The 22,928-nt window shown below is 64.3% G+C and carries 22 protein-coding genes; 13 read left to right on the top strand and 9 right to left on the bottom strand.

Annotated elements, in window-relative coordinates; all coding sequences use genetic code 11:
• The first annotated feature begins 47 nt into the window (after nt 1–47).
• The 11 genes from M3U25_RS09545 (at nt 48) to M3U25_RS09495 (ending at nt 12,554) form a co-directional block, all read left to right on the top strand.
• Complete coding sequence (locus tag M3U25_RS09545) at nt 48–1,487, top strand: glycoside hydrolase family 125 protein (RefSeq protein ID WP_355497956.1); 1,440 nt, start codon at nt 48–50, stop codon at nt 1,485–1,487.
• 113 nt (nt 1,488–1,600) lie between these two features.
• Nucleotides 1,601–3,943: a GH92 family glycosyl hydrolase gene (locus M3U25_RS09540; protein ID WP_355497959.1), complete on the top strand. Its 2,343-nt coding sequence runs from the start codon at nt 1,601–1,603 to the stop codon at nt 3,941–3,943.
• Between the two features lie 134 nt (nt 3,944–4,077).
• The gene (locus M3U25_RS09535; RefSeq protein ID WP_355497962.1) at nt 4,078–5,928 is read left to right on the top strand and encodes a beta-galactosidase family protein; all 1,851 of its coding nucleotides are present in this window, start codon (nt 4,078–4,080) and stop codon (nt 5,926–5,928) included.
• Nucleotides 5,929–6,246: 318 nt separating this feature from the next.
• Entirely contained in the window at nt 6,247–7,128 is an 882-nt protein-coding gene (locus M3U25_RS09530; RefSeq protein WP_355497965.1) for a hypothetical protein, read from the top strand.
• A 71-nt stretch (nt 7,129–7,199) separates the two neighbouring features.
• Entirely contained in the window at nt 7,200–8,033 is an 834-nt protein-coding gene (locus M3U25_RS09525) for a hypothetical protein (RefSeq protein ID WP_355497968.1), read from the top strand.
• Nucleotides 8,034–8,620: 587 nt separating this feature from the next.
• Nucleotides 8,621–9,295 carry a hypothetical protein gene (locus M3U25_RS09520; RefSeq protein ID WP_295946827.1) on the top strand — a complete coding sequence of 225 codons (675 nt, stop codon included), beginning with the start codon at nt 8,621–8,623 and terminating at the stop codon, nt 9,293–9,295.
• Nucleotides 9,296–9,624: 329 nt separating this feature from the next.
• Nucleotides 9,625–9,984 (top strand): SymE family type I addiction module toxin, encoded by a 360-nt coding sequence (locus tag M3U25_RS09515; protein WP_355497971.1) that lies wholly within the window; start codon nt 9,625–9,627, stop codon nt 9,982–9,984.
• A 249-nt stretch (nt 9,985–10,233) separates the two neighbouring features.
• Nucleotides 10,234–10,689, top strand: coding sequence for a hypothetical protein (locus tag M3U25_RS09510; protein ID WP_160946479.1), 456 nt, complete (start codon nt 10,234–10,236; stop codon nt 10,687–10,689).
• Nucleotides 10,690–11,131: 442 nt separating this feature from the next.
• On the top strand, nt 11,132–11,662 hold the full coding sequence (locus M3U25_RS09505) for a hypothetical protein (protein WP_355497976.1): 531 nt from the start codon (nt 11,132–11,134) through the stop codon (nt 11,660–11,662).
• A gap of 119 nt (nt 11,663–11,781) precedes the next feature.
• Nucleotides 11,782–12,138 (top strand): hypothetical protein, encoded by a 357-nt coding sequence (locus M3U25_RS09500; protein ID WP_355497979.1) that lies wholly within the window; start codon nt 11,782–11,784, stop codon nt 12,136–12,138.
• A 20-nt stretch (nt 12,139–12,158) separates the two neighbouring features.
• Nucleotides 12,159–12,554, top strand: coding sequence for a hypothetical protein (locus M3U25_RS09495; RefSeq protein ID WP_355497982.1), 396 nt, complete (start codon nt 12,159–12,161; stop codon nt 12,552–12,554).
• A gap of 114 nt (nt 12,555–12,668) precedes the next feature.
• On the opposite strand, the gene M3U25_RS09490 is transcribed toward M3U25_RS09495, so the two are convergent.
• Together M3U25_RS09490 and M3U25_RS09485 are read right to left on the bottom strand one after the other, a co-directional pair.
• Nucleotides 12,669–13,544 carry a hypothetical protein gene (locus M3U25_RS09490; RefSeq protein WP_355497985.1) on the bottom strand — a complete coding sequence of 292 codons (876 nt, stop codon included), beginning with the start codon at nt 13,542–13,544 and terminating at the stop codon, nt 12,669–12,671.
• Nucleotides 13,545–13,771: 227 nt separating this feature from the next.
• A complete protein-coding gene (locus M3U25_RS09485) occupies nt 13,772–14,779 on the bottom strand; it encodes an NAD(P)-dependent alcohol dehydrogenase (protein ID WP_355497988.1) in 1,008 nt (335 codons plus the stop codon).
• 148 nt (nt 14,780–14,927) lie between these two features.
• On the opposite strand from M3U25_RS09485, the gene M3U25_RS09480 reads away from it, so the two are divergent.
• Entirely contained in the window at nt 14,928–15,314 is a 387-nt protein-coding gene (locus M3U25_RS09480; protein ID WP_355498563.1) for a helix-turn-helix domain-containing protein, read from the top strand.
• A 409-nt stretch (nt 15,315–15,723) separates the two neighbouring features.
• On the opposite strand, the gene M3U25_RS09475 is transcribed toward M3U25_RS09480, so the two are convergent.
• From M3U25_RS09475 to M3U25_RS09465, 3 genes are all read right to left on the bottom strand, one after another.
• Nucleotides 15,724–16,446: a hypothetical protein gene (locus tag M3U25_RS09475; RefSeq protein WP_355497991.1), complete on the bottom strand. Its 723-nt coding sequence runs from the start codon at nt 16,444–16,446 to the stop codon at nt 15,724–15,726.
• Nucleotides 16,447–16,528: 82 nt separating this feature from the next.
• Nucleotides 16,529–16,987: a hypothetical protein gene (locus M3U25_RS09470; RefSeq protein WP_355497994.1), complete on the bottom strand. Its 459-nt coding sequence runs from the start codon at nt 16,985–16,987 to the stop codon at nt 16,529–16,531.
• Nucleotides 16,988–17,344: 357 nt separating this feature from the next.
• Complete coding sequence (locus M3U25_RS09465; protein ID WP_160946483.1) at nt 17,345–18,721, bottom strand: alpha-L-fucosidase; 1,377 nt, start codon at nt 18,719–18,721, stop codon at nt 17,345–17,347.
• A 114-nt stretch (nt 18,722–18,835) separates the two neighbouring features.
• Between M3U25_RS09465 and M3U25_RS09460 the strand changes: the two genes are divergently transcribed.
• Nucleotides 18,836–19,924: a sialidase family protein gene (locus tag M3U25_RS09460; protein WP_355497998.1), complete on the top strand. Its 1,089-nt coding sequence runs from the start codon at nt 18,836–18,838 to the stop codon at nt 19,922–19,924.
• Nucleotides 19,925–20,187: 263 nt separating this feature from the next.
• On the opposite strand, the gene M3U25_RS09455 is transcribed toward M3U25_RS09460, so the two are convergent.
• From M3U25_RS09455 to M3U25_RS09440, 4 genes are all read right to left on the bottom strand, one after another.
• Nucleotides 20,188–20,907, bottom strand: coding sequence for a copper homeostasis protein CutC (locus M3U25_RS09455; protein ID WP_355498566.1), 720 nt, complete (start codon nt 20,905–20,907; stop codon nt 20,188–20,190).
• Nucleotides 20,908–20,921: 14 nt separating this feature from the next.
• Nucleotides 20,922–21,986 carry a N(4)-(beta-N-acetylglucosaminyl)-L-asparaginase gene (locus tag M3U25_RS09450; RefSeq protein ID WP_355498001.1) on the bottom strand — a complete coding sequence of 355 codons (1,065 nt, stop codon included), beginning with the start codon at nt 21,984–21,986 and terminating at the stop codon, nt 20,922–20,924.
• 94 nt (nt 21,987–22,080) lie between these two features.
• Complete coding sequence (locus tag M3U25_RS09445; protein WP_355498004.1) at nt 22,081–22,464, bottom strand: ankyrin repeat domain-containing protein; 384 nt, start codon at nt 22,462–22,464, stop codon at nt 22,081–22,083.
• A gap of 58 nt (nt 22,465–22,522) precedes the next feature.
• Nucleotides 22,523–22,906 (bottom strand): hypothetical protein, encoded by a 384-nt coding sequence (locus tag M3U25_RS09440; protein ID WP_355498007.1) that lies wholly within the window; start codon nt 22,904–22,906, stop codon nt 22,523–22,525.
• Nucleotides 22,907–22,928: the final 22 nt, after the last annotated feature.

Genomic DNA, 22,928 nt, shown 5'->3' with positions numbered 1-22,928 from the left:
GGCCGCGCGCGGGGAGCGTTCGTCGATTCCACGGAGCGTTCCAGGCCATGCCCACCCGCCGCGACATCCTCCACTTCCTCGGCGCCAGCGCCGGCGCCGCACTGCTGAGCGGAGCGCTGCCGGCCGCCGCCGCGGCATCGGCCTCCGCCGCCCTGCCCAGCAAGCGGCCGCCGCCGGGCAAGCGCCGCTTCGTCAGCGCCGCGGTCGAGCGCCAGTTGCGCACGGTCAAGGCCGGCATCGCCGATCCGCGCCTGGCCTGGCTGTTCGAGAACTGCTACCCCAACACCCTCGACACCACGGTCGAAACCGGCACCCGCAACGGCAAGCCGGACACCTTCGTCATCACCGGCGACATCGAGGCGATGTGGCTGCGCGATTCCTCCGCGCAGGTGCATCCCTACGTGCCGCTGGCCAGGCGCGACCCGGCGCTGCGACGCATGTACCACGGGCTGATCCAGCGCCAGGCGGCCTGCATCCGCCTGGATCCCTACGCCAACGCGTTCCTGCCGGACGGCACCAGCCAGCGCCTGAAGTGGTCGGTGGCCGACATCACCGAGATGAAGCCCGGCGTCGGCGAGCGCAAGTGGGAAGTGGATTCGCTGTGCTATCCGATCCGCCTGGCGCACGAGTACTGGCGCGCCAGCGGCGATGCCGCGCCGTTCGACGACAACTGGCGCGCCGCCATGCACGTGGTGGTGCGCACCTTCCGCGAACAGCAGCGCCTGCACGGCCGCGGCCCGTACAGCTTCCAGCGGCCCTCGCCGCTGGCCACCGAGACCCTGGTCCTGGACGGCTACGGGCAGCCGACCCGGCCCAACGGCATGATCCACTCGATGTTCCGCCCGTCCGACGACGCCTGCCTGTACCCGCTGTTCGTCCCCGCCAACCTGTTCGCGGTGACCTCGCTGCGGCAACTGGCGACGATGAGCGAGGCGCTGCACCACGACGCCGCCTTCGCCGGCGAGTGCCGCGTCCTGGCCGACCAGGTCGAGACCGCCACCCGTCAGTTCGGGCAGATGCGCGACGCCGACGGCCAGCCGTTCTGGGCCTATGAGGTGGACGGCTACGGCAACCAGTTGTTCATCGACGACGCCAACGCGCCCGGCCTGCTGAGCCTGGCCTACCTGGGCTGCTGCGATCGCCGCGATCCGGTGTTCCTGCGCACGCGGCAACTGGCCTGGAGCGAGCGCAACCCGTACTTCTATCGCGGCCGCGCCGCCGAGGGCGTGGGCAGCCCGCACAGCGGCCTGGGCACGATCTGGCCGATGTCGCTGATGCAGTACGCGCTGGCCAGCGACGACGACGCGCAGATCCGCCAGTGCCTGCAGTGGCTCAAGACCACCGACGCCGACAGCGGCTTCATGCACGAAGCCTTCGACAAGGACAACCCGAGCACCTTCACCCGCCCCTGGTTCGCCTGGGCCAACACCTTGTTCGGCGAACTGATCATCGATCTGCATCAGCGCAAGCCGCACCTGTTGTCGTAGGAGCGGCTTCAGCCGCGACCGGGCGTTTTCGGTCATGCCCCATCACGGCTGAAGCCGCTCCTACAAAAAACCGAACCCCCACCGCACCGCCGCACACCCCCGAGGACAGCACCATGGCCACACGACGCGGTTTCCTGCAGGGCGCCATCGCCCTGGCCCTGTTCGGCAGCAGCGGCATCGCGCGCCTGGCGCAGGCACGCGCCGGCAGCTACGCGCTGCCGGCCGACGCGCGCGCCAAGGCCGAGCTCACCCGCAACGTCGACGTGTTCATCGGCACCGGCGGCCACGGCCACACCTTCCCCGGCGCCACGCTGCCGTTCGGCATGGTGCAACTGAGCCCGGATACCTCCAACGCCGACTGGGACGCCTGCTCGGGCTACCACGCCGACAACGGCTCGATCATGGGCTTCTCGCACACCCACCTGTCCGGCACCGGCGTCGGCGACATGCTCGATTTCCTGGTGGTGCCGGCCGTGGGCGAGGTGAAACTGCAGCCCGGCCCGCTCGACGACCCCGACGCCGGCTACCGCTCGCGCTTCGACCATGCCGACGAAGCCGCCTCGCCCGGCTACTACCGCGTGCGCCTGAAGGACAGCGGCGTGCATGCCGAACTCACTGCCACCGCGCGCGCCGGCCTGCACCGGTACCACTTCCCCAAGGGCAAGCCGGCGCACCTGCTGCTGGACCTGTGCCACGGCATGCAGGACAAGCCCGAGATCCCCACCCGCGTCGAGGACGCCAGCCTGCGCCTGGTCGACGCGCAGACCGTCACCGGCGGCCGCCGCGTCTACCAATGGGCCAAGGGCCGCTACATCTACTTCGCCATGCGCCTGTCGCGGCCGTTCGCCAGCGCGCAGTTGTACGCCGACGACCAGCCGCTGGCCGCGGGCGCGCGCAGCGCCGACGGCAACCGCCTGAAACTGGCGCTGCACTACCCCGATGCCGCGCGGGCGCCGCTGCTGGTCAAGGTCGGCATTTCCGCGGTCAGCGCCGAGAACGCCCTGGCCAACCTCGACGCGGAACTGCCCGACTTCGACTTCGCCCGCGTGCATGCCGCCGCCGTGGCCGAATGGGAAAAGGAACTGGGGCGCGTGCGCATCGACAGCGACGACGAGGCGCAGCGCCGCATCTTCTACACCGCGCTGTACCACAGCCTGATCGCGCCGACCCTGTTCAGCGACACCGACGGCCGCTACCGCGGCATGGACCTGCAGGTGCACCAGGCGCCGGCCGGCTACCACAACTACAGCACCTACTCGCTGTGGGACACCTACCGCGCCCTGCATCCCTTGCTGACCCTGGTGCAGCCCGAGCGCGTGCCCGACCTGGTGCAGTGCCTGGTGCGCGGCGCCCACGAATCGCCGCAGGGCGTCGCCATCTGGCCGCTGCAGGGCGTGGAGACCGACTGCATGATCGGCTACCACTCCGCCGTGGTGCTGGCCGAAGCGCACGCCAAGGGCTTCACCGGCATCGACTGGAAGGCCGCGTATCCGGCGTGGCGCAAGCGCGCGATGGACGACGACGTGCACGGCCTGGGGCTGTACCGGACGATGGGCTACATCCCCTGCGACAAGGTCGACGAATCGGTCAGCCGCACCCTGGAATTCGCCTACGACGACTGGGCGGTGGCGCACCTGGCGCAGGCGGTCGGCGCCAACGACGACGCCAAGCACCTGCGCGAACGCTCGCGTCAGTACCGCAACGTGTTCAACCGCGAAAGCACCTTCGTGCAGCCGCGCCTGAGCAATGGCCAGTGGGCCACCCCGTTCGATCCGCGCGCGATGGGCCACAGCGCGCAGTGGCGCGACTTCACCGAGTCCAACGCCTGGCAGGCCACCTTCCTCAACCAGCACGACCTGTACGGCTACATGGAGCTGTTCGGCGGCCGCGACCACTTCGTCGCCAAGCTCGACGAACTGTTCACCACCAGCTCCGAACTGCCGGCGGACGCGCCGCCGGACATCGACGGCATGGTCGGCCAGTACGCGCACGGCAACGAACCCAGCCACCACGTCGCCTACCTCTACGCCTACGCCGGGCAACCGTACAAGACCCAGGCGATGGTGCGGCGGCTGCTGCGCGAGCAATACCACGACGCGCGCAACGGCCTGTCCGGCAACGAGGACTGCGGGCAGATGAGCGCCTGGTTCGTGCTCAGCGCGCTGGGCCTGTACGCGGTGGACCCGGTCAGCGCCAACTACGTGCTGGGCAGCCCGCTGTTCAAGCGTGCGGAACTGGACGTGGGCAACGGCCGCACCTTGCGCATCGTCGCCCACGGCAACAGCGCGGCCAACGTCTACATCCAGAGCGCCCGCTGGAACGGCAAGCCGTACACCCGCAGCTGGCTGCGCCATGCCGACCTCGCCGCCGGCGGCACGCTGGAACTGGAGATGGGGCCGAAGCCCAACACCGCGTTCGGCGCGGGCAAGGATGATCTGCCGCCCTCGTTTAGCTGACGGCCGGGAATGGGGATTGGGGAATCGGGATTGGTGGTTCCCCACATCCGCGCCTGTGCGTGACCCGATGCAATTTGGCGCGCGCTCCGGTCGTCCTACTGTCGCAATCGCATCGCTTTTTTCGAGAATCCCCCATGCCGCGTAAGACCCTCGCCGCTCTCGCCCTCGCCCTGGCGTTCGCCCTGCCCGCCACACGCGTACGCGCGGCCGAAGGCGGCACCGCCTGGCCCGCCTTCGCCACCCAGGGCGATCACTTCATCCGCGACGGCAAGCCGTACCAGGTCATTTCCGGCGCCATCCACTTTCAGCGCATTCCCCGCGCCTACTGGAAAGACCGCCTGCAGAAAGCGCGCGCGATGGGCCTGAACACGGTGGAGACCTACGTGTTCTGGAACCTTGTGGAACCGCACCAGGGCCAGTTCGATTTCAGCGGCAACAACGACATCGCCGCCTTCGTCGACGAAGCCGCCGCACAAGGCCTCAACGTGATCCTGCGCCCCGGCCCGTACGTGTGCGCCGAGTGGGAAGCCGGCGGCTATCCCGCCTGGCTGTTCGCCGAACCCGGCATGCGCGTGCGCAGCCAGGACCCGCGCTTCCTCGCCGCCAGTCAGGCCTACCTCGACGCGCTCGCCGCCCAGGTCAAACCGCGGCTCAACGGCAACGGCGGCCCGATCGTCGCCGTGCAGGTGGAGAACGAATACGGCTCCTACGGCGACGACCACGCCTACATGCGCCGCAACCGCGCCATGTTCGTCCAGGCCGGCTTCGACAAGGCGCTGCTGTTCACCGCCGACGGCCCTGACGTGCTCGCCAACGGCACCCTGCCCGACACCCTGGCCGTGGTGAACTTCGCCCCCGGCGACGCCAAGAACGCCTTCGAGACCCTGGCCAAGTTCCGCCCCGGGCAACCGCAGATGGTCGGCGAATACTGGGCCGGCTGGTTCGACCAGTGGGGCGAGAAGCACGCGGCCACCGATGGCGCCAAGCAGGCCAGCGAATTCGAATGGATCCTGCGCCAGGGCCACTCCGCGAACCTCTACATGTTCGTCGGCGGCACCAGTTTCGGCTTCATGAACGGCGCCAACTTCCAGAAGAACCCCAGCGACCACTACGCCCCGCAGACCACCAGCTATGACTACGACGCCGTGCTCGACGAAGCCGGCCGCCCCACCCCCAAGTTCACCCTGTTCCGCGACGCCATCCAGCGGGTTACTGGCATCGCTCCGCCGGCGCTGCCCAAGCCGATCCGCTTCGCCGAACTACCGGCAACACCGCTGCGCGAATCCGCCTCGCTGTGGGACAACCTGCCCGCCCCGGCCGCCACCACCGACATCCCACAGCCGATGGAGCGCTACGGCCAGGCCTACGGCTACATCCTCTACCGCACCACCGTCACCGGCCCGCGCAAGGGCAGCCTGTACCTGGGCGAAGTGCGCGACTACGCCCGCGTCTACGTCGACCGCACACTGGCCGGCAGCGCCGAGCGCCGCCTGCAGCAGGTGGCGGTGGACGTGGACATCCCCGCCGGCCCCCACACCCTCGACGTGCTGGTGGAGAACACCGGCCGCATCAACTACGGCGCCCACCTCCCCGATGGCCACGCCGGCCTGGTCGACCCCGTGCTGCTCGACGACAAGCCCCTCACCGGCTGGCAGACCTTCCCCCTGCCGATGGACGACCCGAGCAAGCTCACCGGCTGGACCACCGCCAAGGTCGATGGCCCGGCCTTCCACCGCGGCACGCTGAAGATCGGCACGCCTGCCGATACGTTCCTAGACATGCAGGCCTTCGGCAAAGGCTTCGCCTGGGCCAATGGCCATAACCTGGGAAGGCACTGGAAGATTGGGCCGCAGCGGGCGTTGTATTTTCCGGCGCCTTGGCAGCGGAGCGGCGGGAATAGCGTGATTGTGTTTGATTTGGATAGCACGCCTGATGCGAGCGTGCGGGGAGTTACGGGGCAGGTTTGGAGTACGCCCAGTAACTGACTTATCCGCGGAGCGCGCCGCCCGGTAAATCCGGATGGCGCGGGGTCAAACAACTTGTCTACAAATTAAGGCCGCCGGCGGTTCGCCGAGCGGCCTTTAACTTGTGACGTTCGTCAACAAGTGGTAGCGTCGACCTTGTGCGGGATGCACTGGGGGAATGGCTGTGGGTTTAGACGCAAGTATTAGGCGACGGCTTGAACCACGAAAGATCGAAACTGCAACAGGTGCTGCTACGAAAAACGGCTGTATCGGCACGCTACACACCTGTTTTACACATCATCTTGTCGCCGAATAGTAGTTAGAACGAGTTGGGGGCTCATGGAAATCGTAGAGATTCCGCGCGAAGCGGACCGCTTCGTACTACATTTCGACACCGATCGCAGGGAGATCAACGCATACGCCCTGGCGACCTCTTTGGTCGGCCTGGCAAATGCGATCAAAGAAGCGAACTCGATCATCAACCCGGGTCACTCGATCGAAGTGGTCGTCGAGCGATTGGATGACGGTAGCTTTCGAGCGACTATCAAAACGATAGTAAAGAAAGCCAAGAACATCTTCTCCCATGAGGCCTCAAAGGCGATCATCTACGGCCTTATCGCTACGTGGATATACGACCAAACAATAGGGTCGGATAAACAGCCAACCGTCATCGTTAATGACGGGTCCGTAGAAATTCGCTCGGGGGATAAGATAATCATCGTCCCGAGAGATGTATACGAGGCAAAGAAGTCTGTCGAAAATTCGCAGCGCTTTGAGAACTCCATGGGTCAGGTTTTCAGTGGCGCCATGCTTGATCGTGACGTGTCAGGATTGAAGATCACGCCGACAGGCAACTGGCCAGCCCTCCCGGTAATTCCTCGGAGCCAGTTCAAAGCTCTAATAGATCGCCACTCGCCGGACGACGCGAACACCATCATCGAGGATGCTCACTTGGAAATATCCAGGGCAATCCTAGCCAGAGGGCGACGCAAGTGGGAGTTCTATTGGCGCGGCATACGCATCTCTGCTCCTGTACTTGACGAGTCGTTCTATGACAACTTCTTCTCGCACGCGATTACTATCGCTCCAGGCGACGTGCTACACGCCGCTTTGAAGATTCATCGCCGTCCCGATCCAGATAGCGGCATAATGATAAATGTCAAGTACGAAGTCGTTCAGGTGTATAACCACGAGCCGAGAGCTGCGCAGAGTTCGTTCTAACAAGTCATTCAAGCCGACGCCGCCTTGCGGCGCGTCTTAATTCGGGCGTTATGCAACAGGGGGATGGAACCATGGCTGATACGGCCAAAAGCAAAGACTGCTTCATCATCATGCCTATCGCGGATACGGATGGTTACCCGGCGGGCCACTTCAAACAAGTGTACGACAACGTAGTGGGCCCAGCTTGCGAGATGGCTGGCTACACAGCAGTAAGAGCGGATGACGTAAAAGCAACAAACCTAATTCACTTAGACATACTCAAGAAATTAATTGAAACGCCTGTTGCCATATGCGACCTAAGTAGCCGAAATCCGAATGTATTTTTTGAACTTGGAATAAGGCAAGCATTTGATAGGCCTGTCGTCCTAATTCAGGAGGTAGGAACACCAAAGATCTTTGATATCGCGCCCTTGCGTTACCTTGAATATTCAAAGGACATGAAGTATCACGACGTACTAAGAAGTCAAAGGGAGCTAAAAGATGCAATCGAAGCTACTGTCACCGCTGGTGGTGAAGCGGGCAACATCAATTCAATCGTAAAGCTTCTTGCGCTCAGTCAATCCGCAAAGATTCCCGAATTGAAGGGCGATAAGGAGGGACTAGCTCTCGGTGTTCTACGTGCTGAAATGCAGGAAATGAGAAAGCTCATGGAGCTTTCAATGCACGACAGAGGGCGCGGTGCTCGGAGAGGTTCAATATCCGCAATCGAGTACGAGCGAATCTTAAATACCCTAGAGAAAATTCAATCCTCGAGGCGAGTGCCCCCTCCGGAGAGAGCAGAACAGCTACACGCGCTTATGCGAGATGCCGAAGAGCTAATGATGCGATGCGAGGAGAAAACAGATCACATGCATTTTCGGCACCTCCTGGAGAGGATTCATCGCGCGAGTCTGGAAGTTGCATAAAAGTTCATTCAAGCCGACGAAAACAGGGGTCAGAGTGTACTTTCCTATAAGATGCTGGGCGGCACAAGGGAAAACAGGGGTGAGAGTGCACTTCCATCTTCTTCTACTACCAATCTGACCTTCGGCGGCCGCCCGATTCGTGCAGGGCCGGCTCGACGGCCAAGCTGGCGTTCAATCGCCTCACGGAAACGGTCGTTGCCCAGCGCGTGTTGACGCTTCAAGTTGAGGCGGATGGCCGCTGTCTCATCTGGGTCGATCGCATCCAGCACGAAGCAGCGATAGTGGTCTGCGCGCTAGCCAGCTTCGTGCGTTCGAACAACCCTTCCCAGCGGGCAACGTCCAGACTCTCCGCAGGGAAAGTGCACCCTGACCCTGGTTTTCTTGGCCCTCCACCCAACCCTGACCTCTGCAATGTCCCTCGTCTTGCCGTCCTACTGTGGCATCCTCTTTGGCTTAATCACTGTCGCCCGGATGAGGTCAGAGACTATATTTCCAGAAAAGGAGGCGGGGCCGATGGCTAACAGCTCATTAAGCCAAGGCCGCTTAGCGACGCTGCCTAGTTTAAGCGTTAAACTCTTGGAGGCGTCATGGAAGGCCATAGACTGAACCGCAGCGCCCCAGCAACGGACGGATTGCTCAAGGCAAGACTGTCTCTTGGGCATATAATAAGTGACACTGATCCGCTTTCAGCTCAAGATTATGAACTGATTGGAACGTTTATTCAGACCTACTGCATCGCAGATCTTGAATCGCGACGCGTGGTAAATTGCCTCACCCACATCAGACTCGGCGAACCCACAGCCTTTGCTTTAAAACTCATCGAAAAGGACGTATTAGATCATCTTGTAGCTAGCGCTGACAGTTGCACTTGGAATATTGATCTGGCAAAAGGAATTTTGAAAGCCGCAGAGATCTTCGTACAGCATCGCCAAATTCGTCATATCTTCGCTCACTGGGCAGGCCGCAGGGTTCCTGGCCATGACGCTTTCATCTTCTTCACCGCAAGCCTGGACAAGCAAAAGACACCGGTAGACGCGACATTTTTTGAAAAGAGCGATGATGCGAACATAAAGTACGCCTTGATGCCAATATCCAACCTTGTCGAAGAGCAGAAAAAACTCAAGGGACATGCTCAGTATCTGGCAACAATAGCTGCGGAGCTAGAGAGCAAGGCCCCACAGATTGCTGAACAATTTGCTCAAGATATCGCGACCGGAAAGCTTCAGCTTAGACCTTATAGAGTTTCTGGCGGCCGCACCTAGAAATTTTTCAAGCAGAGGCGCTTGCATAGCCGGAGTCAATTCACTTTAGAAACCTTCACTCGCCGAAAGCAGTTGACATCCTCAAAAACCAGTAGCACCATCCCCTCCAAGGAGCGTAGAAACTCCTCACACAGCGGCACCCACCTCCGTCAAACCGGTGGGTTTTTTGTGCCTGTTCGCAGGCACACTCCGACGCGCTGTCTGCGTCGGGAGGGCGGCGAATACAACACCCTTCGGGGAAATAAGCCCGCCGGCTGTGTGCGGTTTCTAACCTCCCGACATCCCGTCGCCGTTCGGCGCGGGTTCCTGTCTGCCAAGGAGGCTGTGTCATGCGTCAACCGTCACCCCGCCCCGCCGCTCCCTGCAAGCGCAAGTCGCACAAGCATCGCCACTGCCCGCAGTGGACGATCGTCGAGTCGTCGCTCACCCCCATGCTGACACCCGAACAGGTCGCCGCCGCCAACGCCGCCGATCTTGCCCGCGCCTCGCGACCGCCCCGCCGCCCACGCCCGCCACAGCAGTGCACCGTCGGCTGCGGCCACTCCGCCAACGGCAAGCGCACGCCCGCGCTGCGCCTGGGTGGCCGCTGGATGGAAGAACTGGGCTTCACCATCGGCAGTACGCTGCGCGTGCAGGTGCGCGACGGCGAACTGGTGGTGAGCGTGGCCAGAGAAACGGGGTCAGATTGACTTCCCGCGTAGAGCTGACCGGTTACAAGATCCAAGCGAAGACAAGGTACTTAGTAAGTATTAGGCCCACATACAGCCCCGCAAAACATCCAACTCAACGGAACCTGACCCCGTTAGTCCAGGGCTGAGATCTCGCTCTGGTCTAGCTGAACGGCTTTATCTTGTAGACAAATGTCACCAGGTGTTGTGGCTGGTTAGGGATGGGAATAGCGTGTTGGTGTGAGCGCCTATCCGCCATGGAAGATCACCATGAACCTCGCAAAGAACCTGCTGAAAGTCGTATTCGCGGCTCAGCTTCTCGTTGCCCCGCTTTTCGCCGGCGCTGCCCCCTCGTCGCCATTCATCATCACGACCACGGCAACCTATGCCGACAAGTCTCCTGAGCAGCAGGCGGTTGTGGCTTGGCTTCGGCAGCATGCTCAGTATGTAAACGGGCATCTGATCGGGGAGTTCGATAAGCTGCAGGACGTTACCGTCACATATACCCGTACAACGGACGGTCGTGTACGCCCGCAGTCGCCTGGGGATGGCCCGCCGGGCCCGCTACCGCCCGGACAGCCCGGAGACACGTATTCGGTCTCGAACTGCAGTGGTGGCGTCTCCCAGTCGTGGAGCTACAAGTTCGTTTCTGGCTCGAACGGAGGCACTTGGGTGTTGGTCGACTACAAGTACGCTAGGAAAGCCTGCGGCTCCGAAGGGGCTTGAGCTAAGCGTAGGTCGACATCTGCGGCAAGTATCTGCGAACAAGAAAAACGGGCCTAAAGGCCCGTTTTCTTTGCTGAAATCTTAGCCTGACAGGCAACCTGTCAGTCCAGATCACCGGCACTACCTCCCAGGCTGCCTACCAACGAAGCGGCCGGTCGCATCCAGGCCTTGCAGAAGCGCGGTCAAGTTGACTTTCTAAGTGCACCTGATCCGCTGTACGGTCCGAGCCAGGACTAAGCTGCGCATCAGGCCCGGATATTGTCCGCGTGAGGCATCCAAATCGACCGCCAAGTGATCTGACCCCGTTAGTCGTGTCATTCTTATAAAGCATCGGTCGCAATGCGCTTATTTCTGTAAGCTCGTCGACGGCCCGGCCGTCCAGGTGACCGAGCCAGGGCCGCCTCCCTAGCGCACCACACCCACATCGCCTCCCAGCCACCGCATGATCGCGCTCCTGCTTCCCCTGCTGGTGCTCGCCGCACTCGGCTTCGTCCTCAGCCTCATCGTCCACGTGATGGCGCTTGCCGGGTATGTACCGCCAGGTGGCGAGGCCGTCTTCGCCATGCACTTCGGCGTCTTCGTTGTCTGGTTGCCGACCGTGCTGCTTTCCCTGCGGCTCAATCACACCCTGAAATCCCGCCATAGCTGGAAGCGCTCGCTGGCGGGATCTCCACGCTGGATGCGCTACGCCACCTACGGCCTGTTCGCCTACGCCATCGTGAACTTCTTGATCGTCGCCCACCTGACGGGCGATCAACCGAAAGTGCAAGGGGTGACACCCACCCTGCTGCGCGGATTCTCCGGGCACTGGATGTTTTTCTATGGCATGGCTTTCTCGATGCTGTACTCCCTCTACCGCAAGCCTTGGCTGCTCAGCGTTGCCAAGTGCCCGTCGGGTCACCACGTGGACCACGCGGATCGTTTCTGCTCGTCCTGCGGCGCCGCACTTCCGCAGCGCGATGCAGGCGTTTGATTACGCGCCCGGGCCAGCAGCCTCCACACGATGACACCAGGGCATCGCAGGCTGTCGCGCGCCTGATGTCGCCAGGCCCTAGACTCCGACCAGCACATCTGCATCCGGACAGGACATCCATGCACCTCACGCCCCAACAGTTGAACGAACTCTATCCCTACCTCTTCGGGTTCTGGGCCGCGATCGGGCTTCTGGCGCTGGCGTTCTTCACCTTCAACAAGAATGCGCCCCTGAAGCGGCGGGTGTTCATTGTTGGCAGCATCGCCACCGATGTGATGCTGCTGGTCTTCTTCTGGGCGACTGACGCGCCGCCTCTTTTCCTGGCCGCTGCCGTCGGTTTCATGGCATACGGGCTCTGGCAGACCATTCGCTTGATACGCTTCTGCGACGCCTGTGCCGCGCTCAACGCGCCACAAGGCCATCGACAGGCACGCACGGAATGCCGGAAGTGCGGCGCTGCGCTCGCGACGCCATGACCACACACGGCGCGACTCCCATGACGATCCTGAAAGCCGCCATCTGCCTCGCACTGCTGTCGCCGATCGGCGCTCTGGCCAGTACGCCGCATCCCAAGCTCCCGAAGAACGCGAGCGCGGCCATCGCCGCCGTGCATCGGGCCGCGGCGCACCGCGATCTGCAGTCCCTTCGCGGGCTGATGGTGCAGGAATTCGTCTGGAGCTTCGGTGGGGACGGCGATGCCGACCAGGCCATCCAGAGCTGGCGCACGTCGCCATCCGAGTTGCGCACGCTTGCCCGGCTCACGGCACACGCATGCGGGTATGTCGACAAGAACATGATTCAATGCCCGACCCACGCCGGTATCGATTACCGCGCAGGCTTCTCCAAGACGGATCAGGGCTGGCGCATGGTCTACTTCGTGGCGGGCGACTAGCCCGTCAGGCCGAGCCGGCGCGGTTCCGTGGCGGGACTTACGCAGCCACCAGGTACGCACGATGCCGCCATCCCCACTTTGCGAAGGCGAAACCCCATCAATTGGATGGCGCGGTCATTTCCGACCAAGCAGAGAATCTATGCGCGCTATGTTTCTATCCAAGCGCTCACCCTCTCCCTTGGGCAACAGGTCTCTGCGAACCAACTGCTCGTAGTTCGAGGCGCAGGCACCATTCAAGCAAGACCCTTCAATGACCGCCGATCCAGCACCACACTCCGCGCCCATCCGACACGCGACGATTCCCCAGGCATATGCGGATGCCTCATCTCCAGCAACGGTCTCGAACGGCCCCAGTTCTGCATCGGACGGCTGAGTCGACAGCAGATCCGCAAGTTCGAACATCGCTTCGGAATCTCGCCTCTCGACCGCCGCCTGCACCAGATCGGCGACACTCTCCCTTGCCTCGCCCGCATATCTCACATGAAATCTTATTTTTGCAGCCAGATTTCCTGAAGCCGCAGATGCCTTCAACCATTCCTTTTGCGCATCCAGCGGAATGGGAGAACCGCCTTCAACCAACGCGCAGTCGTCTGCAATGCGCCTGGCAGTTGCTTTCATGGCGGCTGCAGCCTTGGCTGCCTGAAGTGCCATTGCATCCACACCGGAGAGATACTGCTGCCGAGACATGCTGACGGAGAAGCAGCGATCGTACATCCGGGACAGCTCCAATTGAGCCGCTGCATCCCCACGCAACGCCTTATCCTTTACTGCTTCAAACCTGGACAGATACTCCGCCGATCGCGATCTAGCGACACCAGATTCGACATGGATACCGTCACTTGGCGTTTCCTTGGGTTCGACTGCAGAGGGAATTGACACCTCACCGCCGCTGAGATCGCCAACCCGCTTCTCGCCTCCGACAACGCCACGCACCATCAGCCCTGCGATGAGGGCGACAATGACCAGAGAAACGGGAAGGTACTTTTTCACGCCACCCCCAGATATAGCGCGTAACGGCAGGAACACTGAGGATGGCGCTAAGCGCTGCCGTCACCAGACATCCGTGACGCCTGGGCCCCGTTGCGCGTGAAGCCTACCACCACGAGCAGCGTTCCATGCTGCTCGTCGGCCAAGATTCCGCCATCGAAGATCGCCAGGGCCGTGCAACGGCGTTATCAATCTCCTGCCCCGGCCCTGTCTTCCTTCGCCCGCCCGATTCAGATCGACAAGCACAGCTTCCCGAAATGCTTCCCCGCCGCCTGATGCGCAAACGCATCGGCGATGTCTTCCAGCGCGAAGGTCTGGTCGACCACCGGCTTGATGCCAGTTGCGTCGAGGGCGCGGACCATGTCGCGCTGGTGGCTGCGGCTGCCGACGATCAGGCCCTGCAGAGCCTGGTGGCGTTGCATCAGCGCCACCGTCGGCACCTGGCCGGCAATGCCGGTCAGCACGCCGATCAGGGCAATGTGGCCGCCGATGCGGCAGGCGCGGATGGACTGGCCCAGCGTGTCCGGTCCGCCCACTTCGATCACCACGTCGACGCCGCGGCCGTTGGTGTAGTCGAGCACCTTGGCCGCCCAGTCGGTATGGCGGCGGTAGTTGATGGTGAAGTCGGCGCCCAGCGCCTGCGCACGCGCCAGCTTCTCGTCGGAGGACGAGGTGGCGATCACCGTGGCGCCCATGTGCTTGGCGAACTGCAGGGCGAAGATCGACACGCCGCCGGTGCCGAGCACCAGCACGGTGTCGCCGGCCTTCAGGCGCGCATCCACCACCAGTGCGCGCCACGCGGTGAGCCCTGCGGTCGTCAACGTCGCCGCTTCGGCATGGCTGTAGCCGCGCGGGGCGTGCGTGAACCAGTGCGCGGGACGAACGACGTATTCGCGTGCATAGCCGTCGACGCCGTCGCCGGGCACGGTGGCGAAATCGGCGATGGTCGGGCCGCCATCCAGCCAGGTCGGAAAGAACGTCGAGACGACCGCGTCGCCCACGGCGAACTCGTCCACGCCTTCGCCCACCGCCTCCACCACGCCGGCGCCGTCGGACATCGGGATGCGGCCGTCGGCGCTGGGCATCCGACCGGTCACCACGCCCAGGTCGTGGAAGTTGAGCGAGCTGGCATGCACGCGCACGCGGAGTTCGCCGGCGCCCGGCTCGCCGGGATCGGGCAGATCGACAAGGTGGAGGTTCTCGAGGCCAGCGGGCTGGCGCAAGGTAATGGCTTTCATGGGCACGACATCCTTCGAAAAAGTGGCGAGGGGCGGCGCCGCATCGGTTGCAGCGAAGCCGCGTTGCAGGCATTGTCGGGATGCACTTCCTGCATCGCAAGAACGTACAATTTTCGCAGGTACTATCAATTCTGTAGGTATAAAGACCATGCGTCTGAAACGTCTGGATGGCAAGAGCGGCTGCGCGGTCGAAGTCACGCTTTCGGTGATCGGCGGGGTTTGGAAGCCGGTGATCCTGTTCCACCTGCTCTCCGGCAAGAAGCGCTTCATGGAACTGACGCGCTTGATTCCCAATGCCACGCAGCGCATGCTGACCCTGCAGTTGCGCGAGCTCGAGGAGGACGGCGTCATCGTGCGGCACGTCTATCCGCAGGTGCCGCCCAAGGTCGAATATGCGCTGACGCCGCTGGGTGAATCCCTCGCGCCGGTGCTGATCAGCCTGCGCGAATGGGGCGAGGCGTACCGCAGCAGCGAGATGTCGCGTGCACCGGCCGACACGCCGGAATGCGTGCGCGGTGCAGCGATGGCTACTTGATTCAGGCAAGCGCTTCCAGAAAAAACGGTCGCACGCGTCACGAGGCGACGTCAGCGTGGCTGGAAGCACCCCGTGGTGTAGCGGAACGTCGATCGTCGTGCGCGACGCCGCTGCGGATGCGAGGTCCGACGGGGCTAGTGAGCCTTCAATCGCGAGGGGCCGCCTACTGGCAGGCGTCAACGATCATGCGCTTCGATCAACGAGGTCTCCCGATTACCCAACCTTGTTCGGCGTCGGGACTGAAGTCCCTCCCACAGTGCACCTGACCAACGCACCGCAAGTTCTTGGGAGCTACCGCCGCCGCGACGCGCGTTAGCGGGATTGCCCGTCGCGGATGCAGCGGCTGCCGCAATAAACGCAACGACGTGCCGCGCTGCACCGTCGCGCAGCGTGTCGTCAGCAATGAGGCTCAAGACTTCGGCGGGGTATTGTTCTTGAACGCCTGCAGCACCACCAGCAAGCTGGCCAGATTGTCGGGGACACCGGCCTGAGCGATCTTCTCCACCGCGCCGGCCGTGGCACCCGGGCCGCGCGTCTGCCCCATCTCCGGGAGGGACGCCTGCGCCAGCGTACTGCTCTGCCGCTGCGCAGACACTGCGCTCTCGAACAGCGTGCCGACCGATGATGGCGGCGGCGCAATCGGGTCCTGCGCACGCGCTGCGCCGACCACTGCCTGCATCTGTTGTGCGAGCGCGGCGAACTGGCGATCGACCTCCTCCTTTACCTGACGCCTGATCGTGTCGGCCAGCAGGTCGGCCTGTTGGCCCACCGACGTCGGTCCATCGGGGGCCAGGCCCGCGGGCCCGTTCGGCCAACTCCTGTCCTGCGCCGCTGCGGCCGCGATCGCATCCTGGACCGTCTGGTCGCCCTCGCGCATGGCGGTATCGGCGCTGCGCCCGGCGGTATCGGTGGCGTGCCTGGCCGCATCGATCCGCTGCTGCGTGCGTTCGATCTCGGCAGCGCGTGACGACGCAGCCGGGTTGGGCGTCGCGTTTGTCACCTGCGGCATTTCCTGGGTCGACGCTGCGAATGCGCGCAATTGCGCGCGCTCGTCGTCGGACAGTTCACGTCCCAACCACTGGCGGGTCATGTCGTACAAGGCCTGGGTTTTCGAATCCGGCGTGTCAGTCATGCGCTGCTCCCTGCGAATGGTGTGTGTGGTGGATGCAGTCGTGCGGCGACGCGTGGCCGCCTGCGCAGCGTGCGCTCAGTGGCTACCTGGCATCGGAGTGATCCGGCGCGTCGTTGGTGTTTCCGGCCTGCTCGGCTCCCGGGCCCGGTGCAGCCGTCGCCACGGCGAGGATGGCATCGGCCGGCGGGTCGATTCGCTGAAGTTGCGAAGCATCGTCGGCCGGCGGCGCTTCCATCTTCTTGAGCAAAACGGCTTGCGCCGCCAAGGCCGCCTTGCTGTCCCCGCCGACATACGTGACCGCCGCCGTCGTCACCAGGCCCGGTGCCTGGCTGATGCGCGCCTCACCTCCGACCGGCACTGACGCACTGGCCAGGATCGCGACGGGCGCAGGCTCGGATGCATCGCCGGCTGCTGTCGGCGATGCACCGATCGCTGTGGCGGGATCGCCACGAGGGTCGCTCTGCCCGGCGGCTGTGGGTGCCCGGGCGGTGGCATGCCCCGCCTCGCCTGACGTGGTTTCGTCGCCTGCATTCGGCAGCATCGCGTTCTCCTCGCATGAGTGTGGCAGGGTCGGTCGCTTCGAGGCGTGCGTGCGTACCGGCCAGACACGGGTGTGACGTTGCAGCGTACCGCGCCGGACGGCTTCGCCATCGACCTTCGATCACGAATCGTGGAGAGGCTGCGCTTGTGCCCTACTCTCTACCGGCACCCGTACCCTCACCCCCGACCCCTCTCCCGGGGGGAGCGGGGAGTTGACCGGCGGCACTCGCCTGCCTTCGCCGGAACTGTCGCGCCTACACACCGGTGCCCTCGCTACAAATGCAGCGCATAGCTCCAACGAAAAAGCCGCACCCGGCTTCACGCCGGGCACGGCTTCGTTCGTACGTCGCGGGCAGATTCAACGCGTCGCGGAGGCTCCCACGTTGAACAACTGGAACTCGCGGATATGTGCGGCATCGACGCTGGACAGGATGTTCAGGCGCACGCGCGAGGCGGTGACCGCGGGGAAGTGGTCGATCTTCATGTGGCCGATCGCCTGCGCTTGCGCCACCTTGACCCAGGCGCCGTCGCGGAACACTTCCACCGCGTACTTCTGCACCAGTTGGCCGTCGTTGAGCCATTCCATCGACATTGCCGTGTCGAAGGTCACCGGCTGCTTGAACTGCAGCTCCAGCGTGGCGTGGTGCGTGCCGTCCGGCGCGCTCCAGAACGTATCGCGGTCGCCGTCCACCGCCGCGGCAATGCCGTCGTCGTTCTTGAGCCGGCCACGCACCAGGTTGCGGTCGGCGCCGTAGCGCGCCTGCAGCGCCTGGCCCATTTCCTCCAGCCGCTTCACGTCGGCCTCGGGCAGCAGGCCGCGCTTGTCCGGGGCGATGCCCAGCACCAGCTGACCGCCGCGGCCGACGCTGTCTTCCCAGATCTGCACCAGCTCGTCGACGCTCTTCAGCGTCTGGTCGCTGTTCGGGTGCCAGAACCACTGCAGCTTGTGCAGCGGCGTGTCCACCTCGACCGGGCGCCAGCGCAGGTAGCCATGGCGATCGATGGTGTTCCAGTTCTCGCCCTCGATCACGCCCGCCTCGTTGCCGACCCAGCGCACGTCGCCGTACTCGAACAGCGCGGTGTCGGCGAAGACCATGGCGTTGGGCTGGTAGGTGCGCAGCTCCTCCATGTACTTGTCGAAGTTGTACACGTGGCCGGCGCTGCCGGCGCCGTCCAGCCACCACTCGGTGAGCGGGCCGTAGTGCGAGGCCAGGTCCACCAGTTGCGCGGCGTAGAACTTGTCGTAGGCCTTGGGATCGGCGTACTTGGGCTCGTGGCGATCCCACGGCGACAGGTAGATGCCGAAGCCCATGCCTTCCTTGCGCACGGCCTCGCTGGTCATCTTCACCAGGTCGCCCTTGCCGCCGAGCCACGGGCTGTTCTTCACCGAATAGGCGCTGTCCTCGGTGGGCCACAGCGCGAAGCCGTCATGGTGCTTGGCGACCAGGATCAGGTACTTGGCGCCGGCCGCCTTGGAGGCGCGCGCCCACTGCGCCGGGTCCACCTGATCGGGCGCGAACACCTTGGGACTGGCGGTGCCGTCGCCCCACTCGCGATCCAGGAAGGTATTGGTGCCGAAATGCACGATCACCCCGAATTCCAGGTCCTGCCAGGCCACCTGCTGCGGCGACGGTTTGACCTCGGCAAAGTTCTCGGCGAGCAGCGGCGGCGCGGCCAGGGCGGTCAGGCCGAGCGCGGCCAGCCAGCGGAGCGGAGAGAGCGGGCGGTTCGGCATGGCGGATCCTCGCAATCGTCGTCGGTTGGCAGGCGGCGCTGCCGGTGGTGTCAGCATATGGTATTTAATTGATGATAAATAGGTATCCCCTTTTACGGGACAGGACCGGACCACATGATGTCGCCTTCGCTGTTTCCCCTGCTGTCGCTGTTCGCCGTGCGCGCCATCGCCGGTCCGGCCGCCGTCGCCCCGCCGCAGGTGCCGCCCTCGCCCATCGTCCACAGCGAATTCGTCAACGCGCAGGCGCCGACCGCGCAATGCCACGCTTCCACCCTGGTGGAAACCCGCGATGGCCTGCTCGTGGCCTGGTTCGGCGGCCGCCACGAAGGCGCCGACGATGTCGGCATCTGGGTGGCGAGACGCGACGCGCACGGCTGGCAGCCGGCGCAGCGCGTGGCCGACGGCGCGCAGGCGCAGGGCGCGGCGCTGCCGACCTGGAATCCGGTGCTGTTCCAGCCCGCGCAAGGGCCGCTGCGGCTGTTCTACAAGGTGGGCCCCGACCCGAAGCGCTGGTGGGGCATGCAGACCACTTCCAGCGACGGCGGCCACCACTGGTCCACGCCCGAGCGCCTGCCCGCCGGCATCCTCGGCCCGATCAAGAACAAGCCGGTGCAGTTGCCCAGCGGCCGCATCCTCAGCCCCAGCAGCAGCGAGGACGCCGGCTGGGTCGCGCACATGGAGTGGTCCGACGACAACGGCGCGCACTGGACCCGCGGGCCGGCGATGAACGACCCGGCCAGGATCGGCGCCATCCAGCCCAGCGTGCTGCTGCACAAGGACGGCCGCCTGCAGGCCGTGGGCCGCAGCCAGCAGAATCACGTGTTCAGCACCTGGTCGCGCGACCAGGGCCGCACCTGGGAACCGATGACCCTGCTCGACCTGGCCAATCCCAATTCCGGCACCGACGCGGTGGTCCTGGCCGACGGCCGCTCCCTGCTGGTCTACAACCCCACCGAGGCCGGCAAGGACTGGTGGGACGGCCGCGGCATCCTCGCCGTCGCCCTGTCCGACGACGGCCTGCACTGGACCCGCGTGCTGACCCTGGAAGACAGCCCCAAGGACGAGTTCTCCTACCCCGCGGTGATCCAGACCCGCGACGGCAAGGTGCACATCAGCTACACCTGGAAGCGCACCCGCATAAAGCATGTGGTGCTGGATCCGAAGCGGTTGACCGGCACGCCCGCAGCGGGCGGGCCGCGCTGACCGCGATGCGGGAGCGCGCCGCGCGTCACCCATCAGCGGTGGTCTGCGCGGTGCAGCCTCCGTCCAAATCGCCGCCCCTCGTAGGAGCGGCTTCAGCCGCGACCGAAGTACCCACCAGCACCCAACAACGCAACCGTTGAAACACGCGGCCCGACAGCCGCCACCGCAGCCTCGTGTGGGAGCGGCGTCAGCCGCGATGCGCGAATCTCGCCACCATCCGCCGCACCATTGCGATCCGATGCTCACCACGCATCGGCGACGTCCTACTCCGCCAGCAACGCCACCATCCGCCGCACCCGCGCCACATCGGTCTGCATGCGGTCGCCGCCCAGGCTGCGCACATACGGATGCGGCGCCAGCGCCCGCGACGCCAGCGGCCCGCGCGCCGAGCCATGGAACTCCCGCGCCCCGGTGCGCGTACGCAGCTGCGCCAGGTTGGCCTCGGTGACGCCGGACCCCGGCATCACGCTCAAACGCGCGCCGGCCTGCTGCACCAACGCGGCAATGAGGTCGGCGCCCTCTTCGGCAGTCTCGCGCGCACCGGAGGTCAGCACCCGCTCGCAGCCCAGCGCGATCACGTCCTCCAACGCACGCCGCGGATCGGCACTGACATCGAAGGCGCGATGGAAGGTGACGCCGAGCGGCCCCGCTGCGGCGATCAGCTCGCGCATCGTCGCCATGTCGACCTCGCCGTCCGCAGTCAGCGCACCGAGCACTACCCCGTCGCAGCCCAGGCGCACACATTGCTCCACGTCGCGGCGCATCGCCTCCACTTCCGCCGCGTCGAACACGAAATCGCCCACCCGCGGGCGGATCAGCACGTACAGCGGAATCCGCAACCGATCGCGCACCGCCGCCAGCGTGCCGAACGACGGCGTCAGCCCACCGCCATCCAGGCCGCCGCACAACTCCACCCGCATTGCACCGCCCTCCTGCGCGGCCAGCGCCGAGCCGATCGCATCGGCCGCCACTTCCAGGCCCATCGGTACGCTCCCGCTCATGCCGCCGGCGCCGCGAAATGGCTCTGTCCGGGCAGCAACAGATCCTGCCGCTGCGCATCGCAGACCGCGTAACTGAAACCGGGCTGGATCGCGAACGCGCCGACCTCGCCGCGCTTGTTCATCGCCAGGAACCCGACCTGCAGATCGCGGGTGAGCTGTGGCTTGCGCCGCACGATGCGCATCACCACCTCGCGGCAGGCCTCGGCCGGGCTCTTGCCCTGCCGCATCATCTCCACCACCGCGAAACTGCCGACGTTGCGGATCACCTCCTCGCCGACGCCGGTGGAGGTCGCCCCGCCCACCTCGTTGTCCACGTACAGCCCCGCCCCGATGATCGGGCTGTCGCCGACCCGGCCGTGCATCTTCCAGGCCATGCCACTGGTGGTGCAGGCGCCGGACAAGTTGCCGTGCGCATCCAGCGCCAGCATGCCGATGGTGTCGTGGTTGTCCTTGCCGCCGGGCAGCGTGCCGCGGCGATAGGCGCGGTTCTCGATATTGGCCTCGGGCGCGTAGTGCGACGTCTTCAACCACTCCTTCCACGCCTGCTCGGATTCGGGCGTGAGCAGCTTGGTGCGCTCGAAGCCCTGCGCCAACGCGAACTGCAGCGCGCCATCGCCGACCAGCATCACATGCGGCGTCTTCTCCATCACCCGCCGCGCCACCGAGATCGCATGCACGATGTCTTCCAGCGCCGCGACCGACCCGCAGCCACCGGTGTGATCCATGATGCAGGCATCCAGCGTGACCCGCCCATCCCGGTCCGGATACCCGCCCAGCCCCACCGTGTGATTGTCCGGATCCGCCTCCGGCACCCGCACCCCAGCCTCCACCGCATCCAGCGCCGCGCCACCGCGCGACAGCACCTGCCACGCCGCCTGGTTGGCGGCGACGCCGAAGTCCCAGGTCGAGATCACCCGTGCTGCGCCGCGCGGCAAGGGGCCGACGCCGGCCTTGGCTTGCGCCTTGGCCACGGCGGCGCGTGCGCCAGGAAGCAGACCGCCCAACCCGGCGGCCAGGGCGCCGAAGGCGGCGGTTTTCAGGAAGTGACGGCGTTGCGGCATGCGAGGCTCCGGCGTTGGGAGGGCACGCGGGAGGGCGCGCGCGTGGCCTTACATCATGCGGCAGAGTGGGAGGAGATCAAACGGCTGCTTGGTTTCACGGAGCAGCTTGGCTCGCTCGCTCCTGCAGGATTGCGTGGAAGCACGCCTTGCCTTTCATCAGGCTCAAGGGCGTGTCCCCATAGTCGTCCTGCAAGTTGATATCTGCGCCATGCCTCAAAAGAAGCTTCGCAACCTCAGGATGGCCCCATCTGACAGCATAGTGAAGAGGCGAAGAACCAATGCCGCCCCTGAGGTCGATGTTTTTTACGAACGGGATAAAAAGCTCGACCACCTTAAGATCACCGTCCATTGCTGCAATGTGCAACGGCGTATCGCCATCCATACCGGGACTTTCAGGCCCACTTATCTCGCAATCCTCGAACATTGCCAGTTGCCTAAAAGCGGAAAGCGCAGCCTGCAAATTACCTGAGCCATTCATTTACTACACCCACACTCATAACCACAAAGTTTCCATTGCTCAATGTAAATCCCGATCATCAATACTCATCTATCGAAATGATGATGGTCCGCACATAACCCTCAAAATCAAGATAGAGATGCGCTGGCCGTGGATGCCAAGAGAGTTGGTCGATGAGGTCTGCTAGACGACGGGCTGCATCCTCACCGATGCGCCACAGGACGCCTGCGGGCAAATCGCTCGCTGTTGAGGAATGCGGTGAGTTGTGCCGCTGCAACATGATTTCGACACCCTCGTATCCACGTATTATCGAGGAGAGAGGCACCTGATCTGAATACGCGATACAGGCACGCAGGCCCGCACTAAATGCCTGCATCTCCAACGCAGACCCCGTGACAACCAGTACATCGTCACTTTTGAAGTTGTCTCGAATTTCAGTTCGCATCATGGTGCTATTGAACAACCCGCTGGTTACGCAAGGGCGA

Source organism: Xanthomonas sp. PPL134, from assembly GCF_040595915.1.
GTDB classification, from domain to species: Bacteria; Pseudomonadota; Gammaproteobacteria; order Xanthomonadales; family Xanthomonadaceae; genus Xanthomonas_A; species Xanthomonas_A indica.
This window is presented reverse-complemented; position numbering and strand designations above follow the sequence as displayed.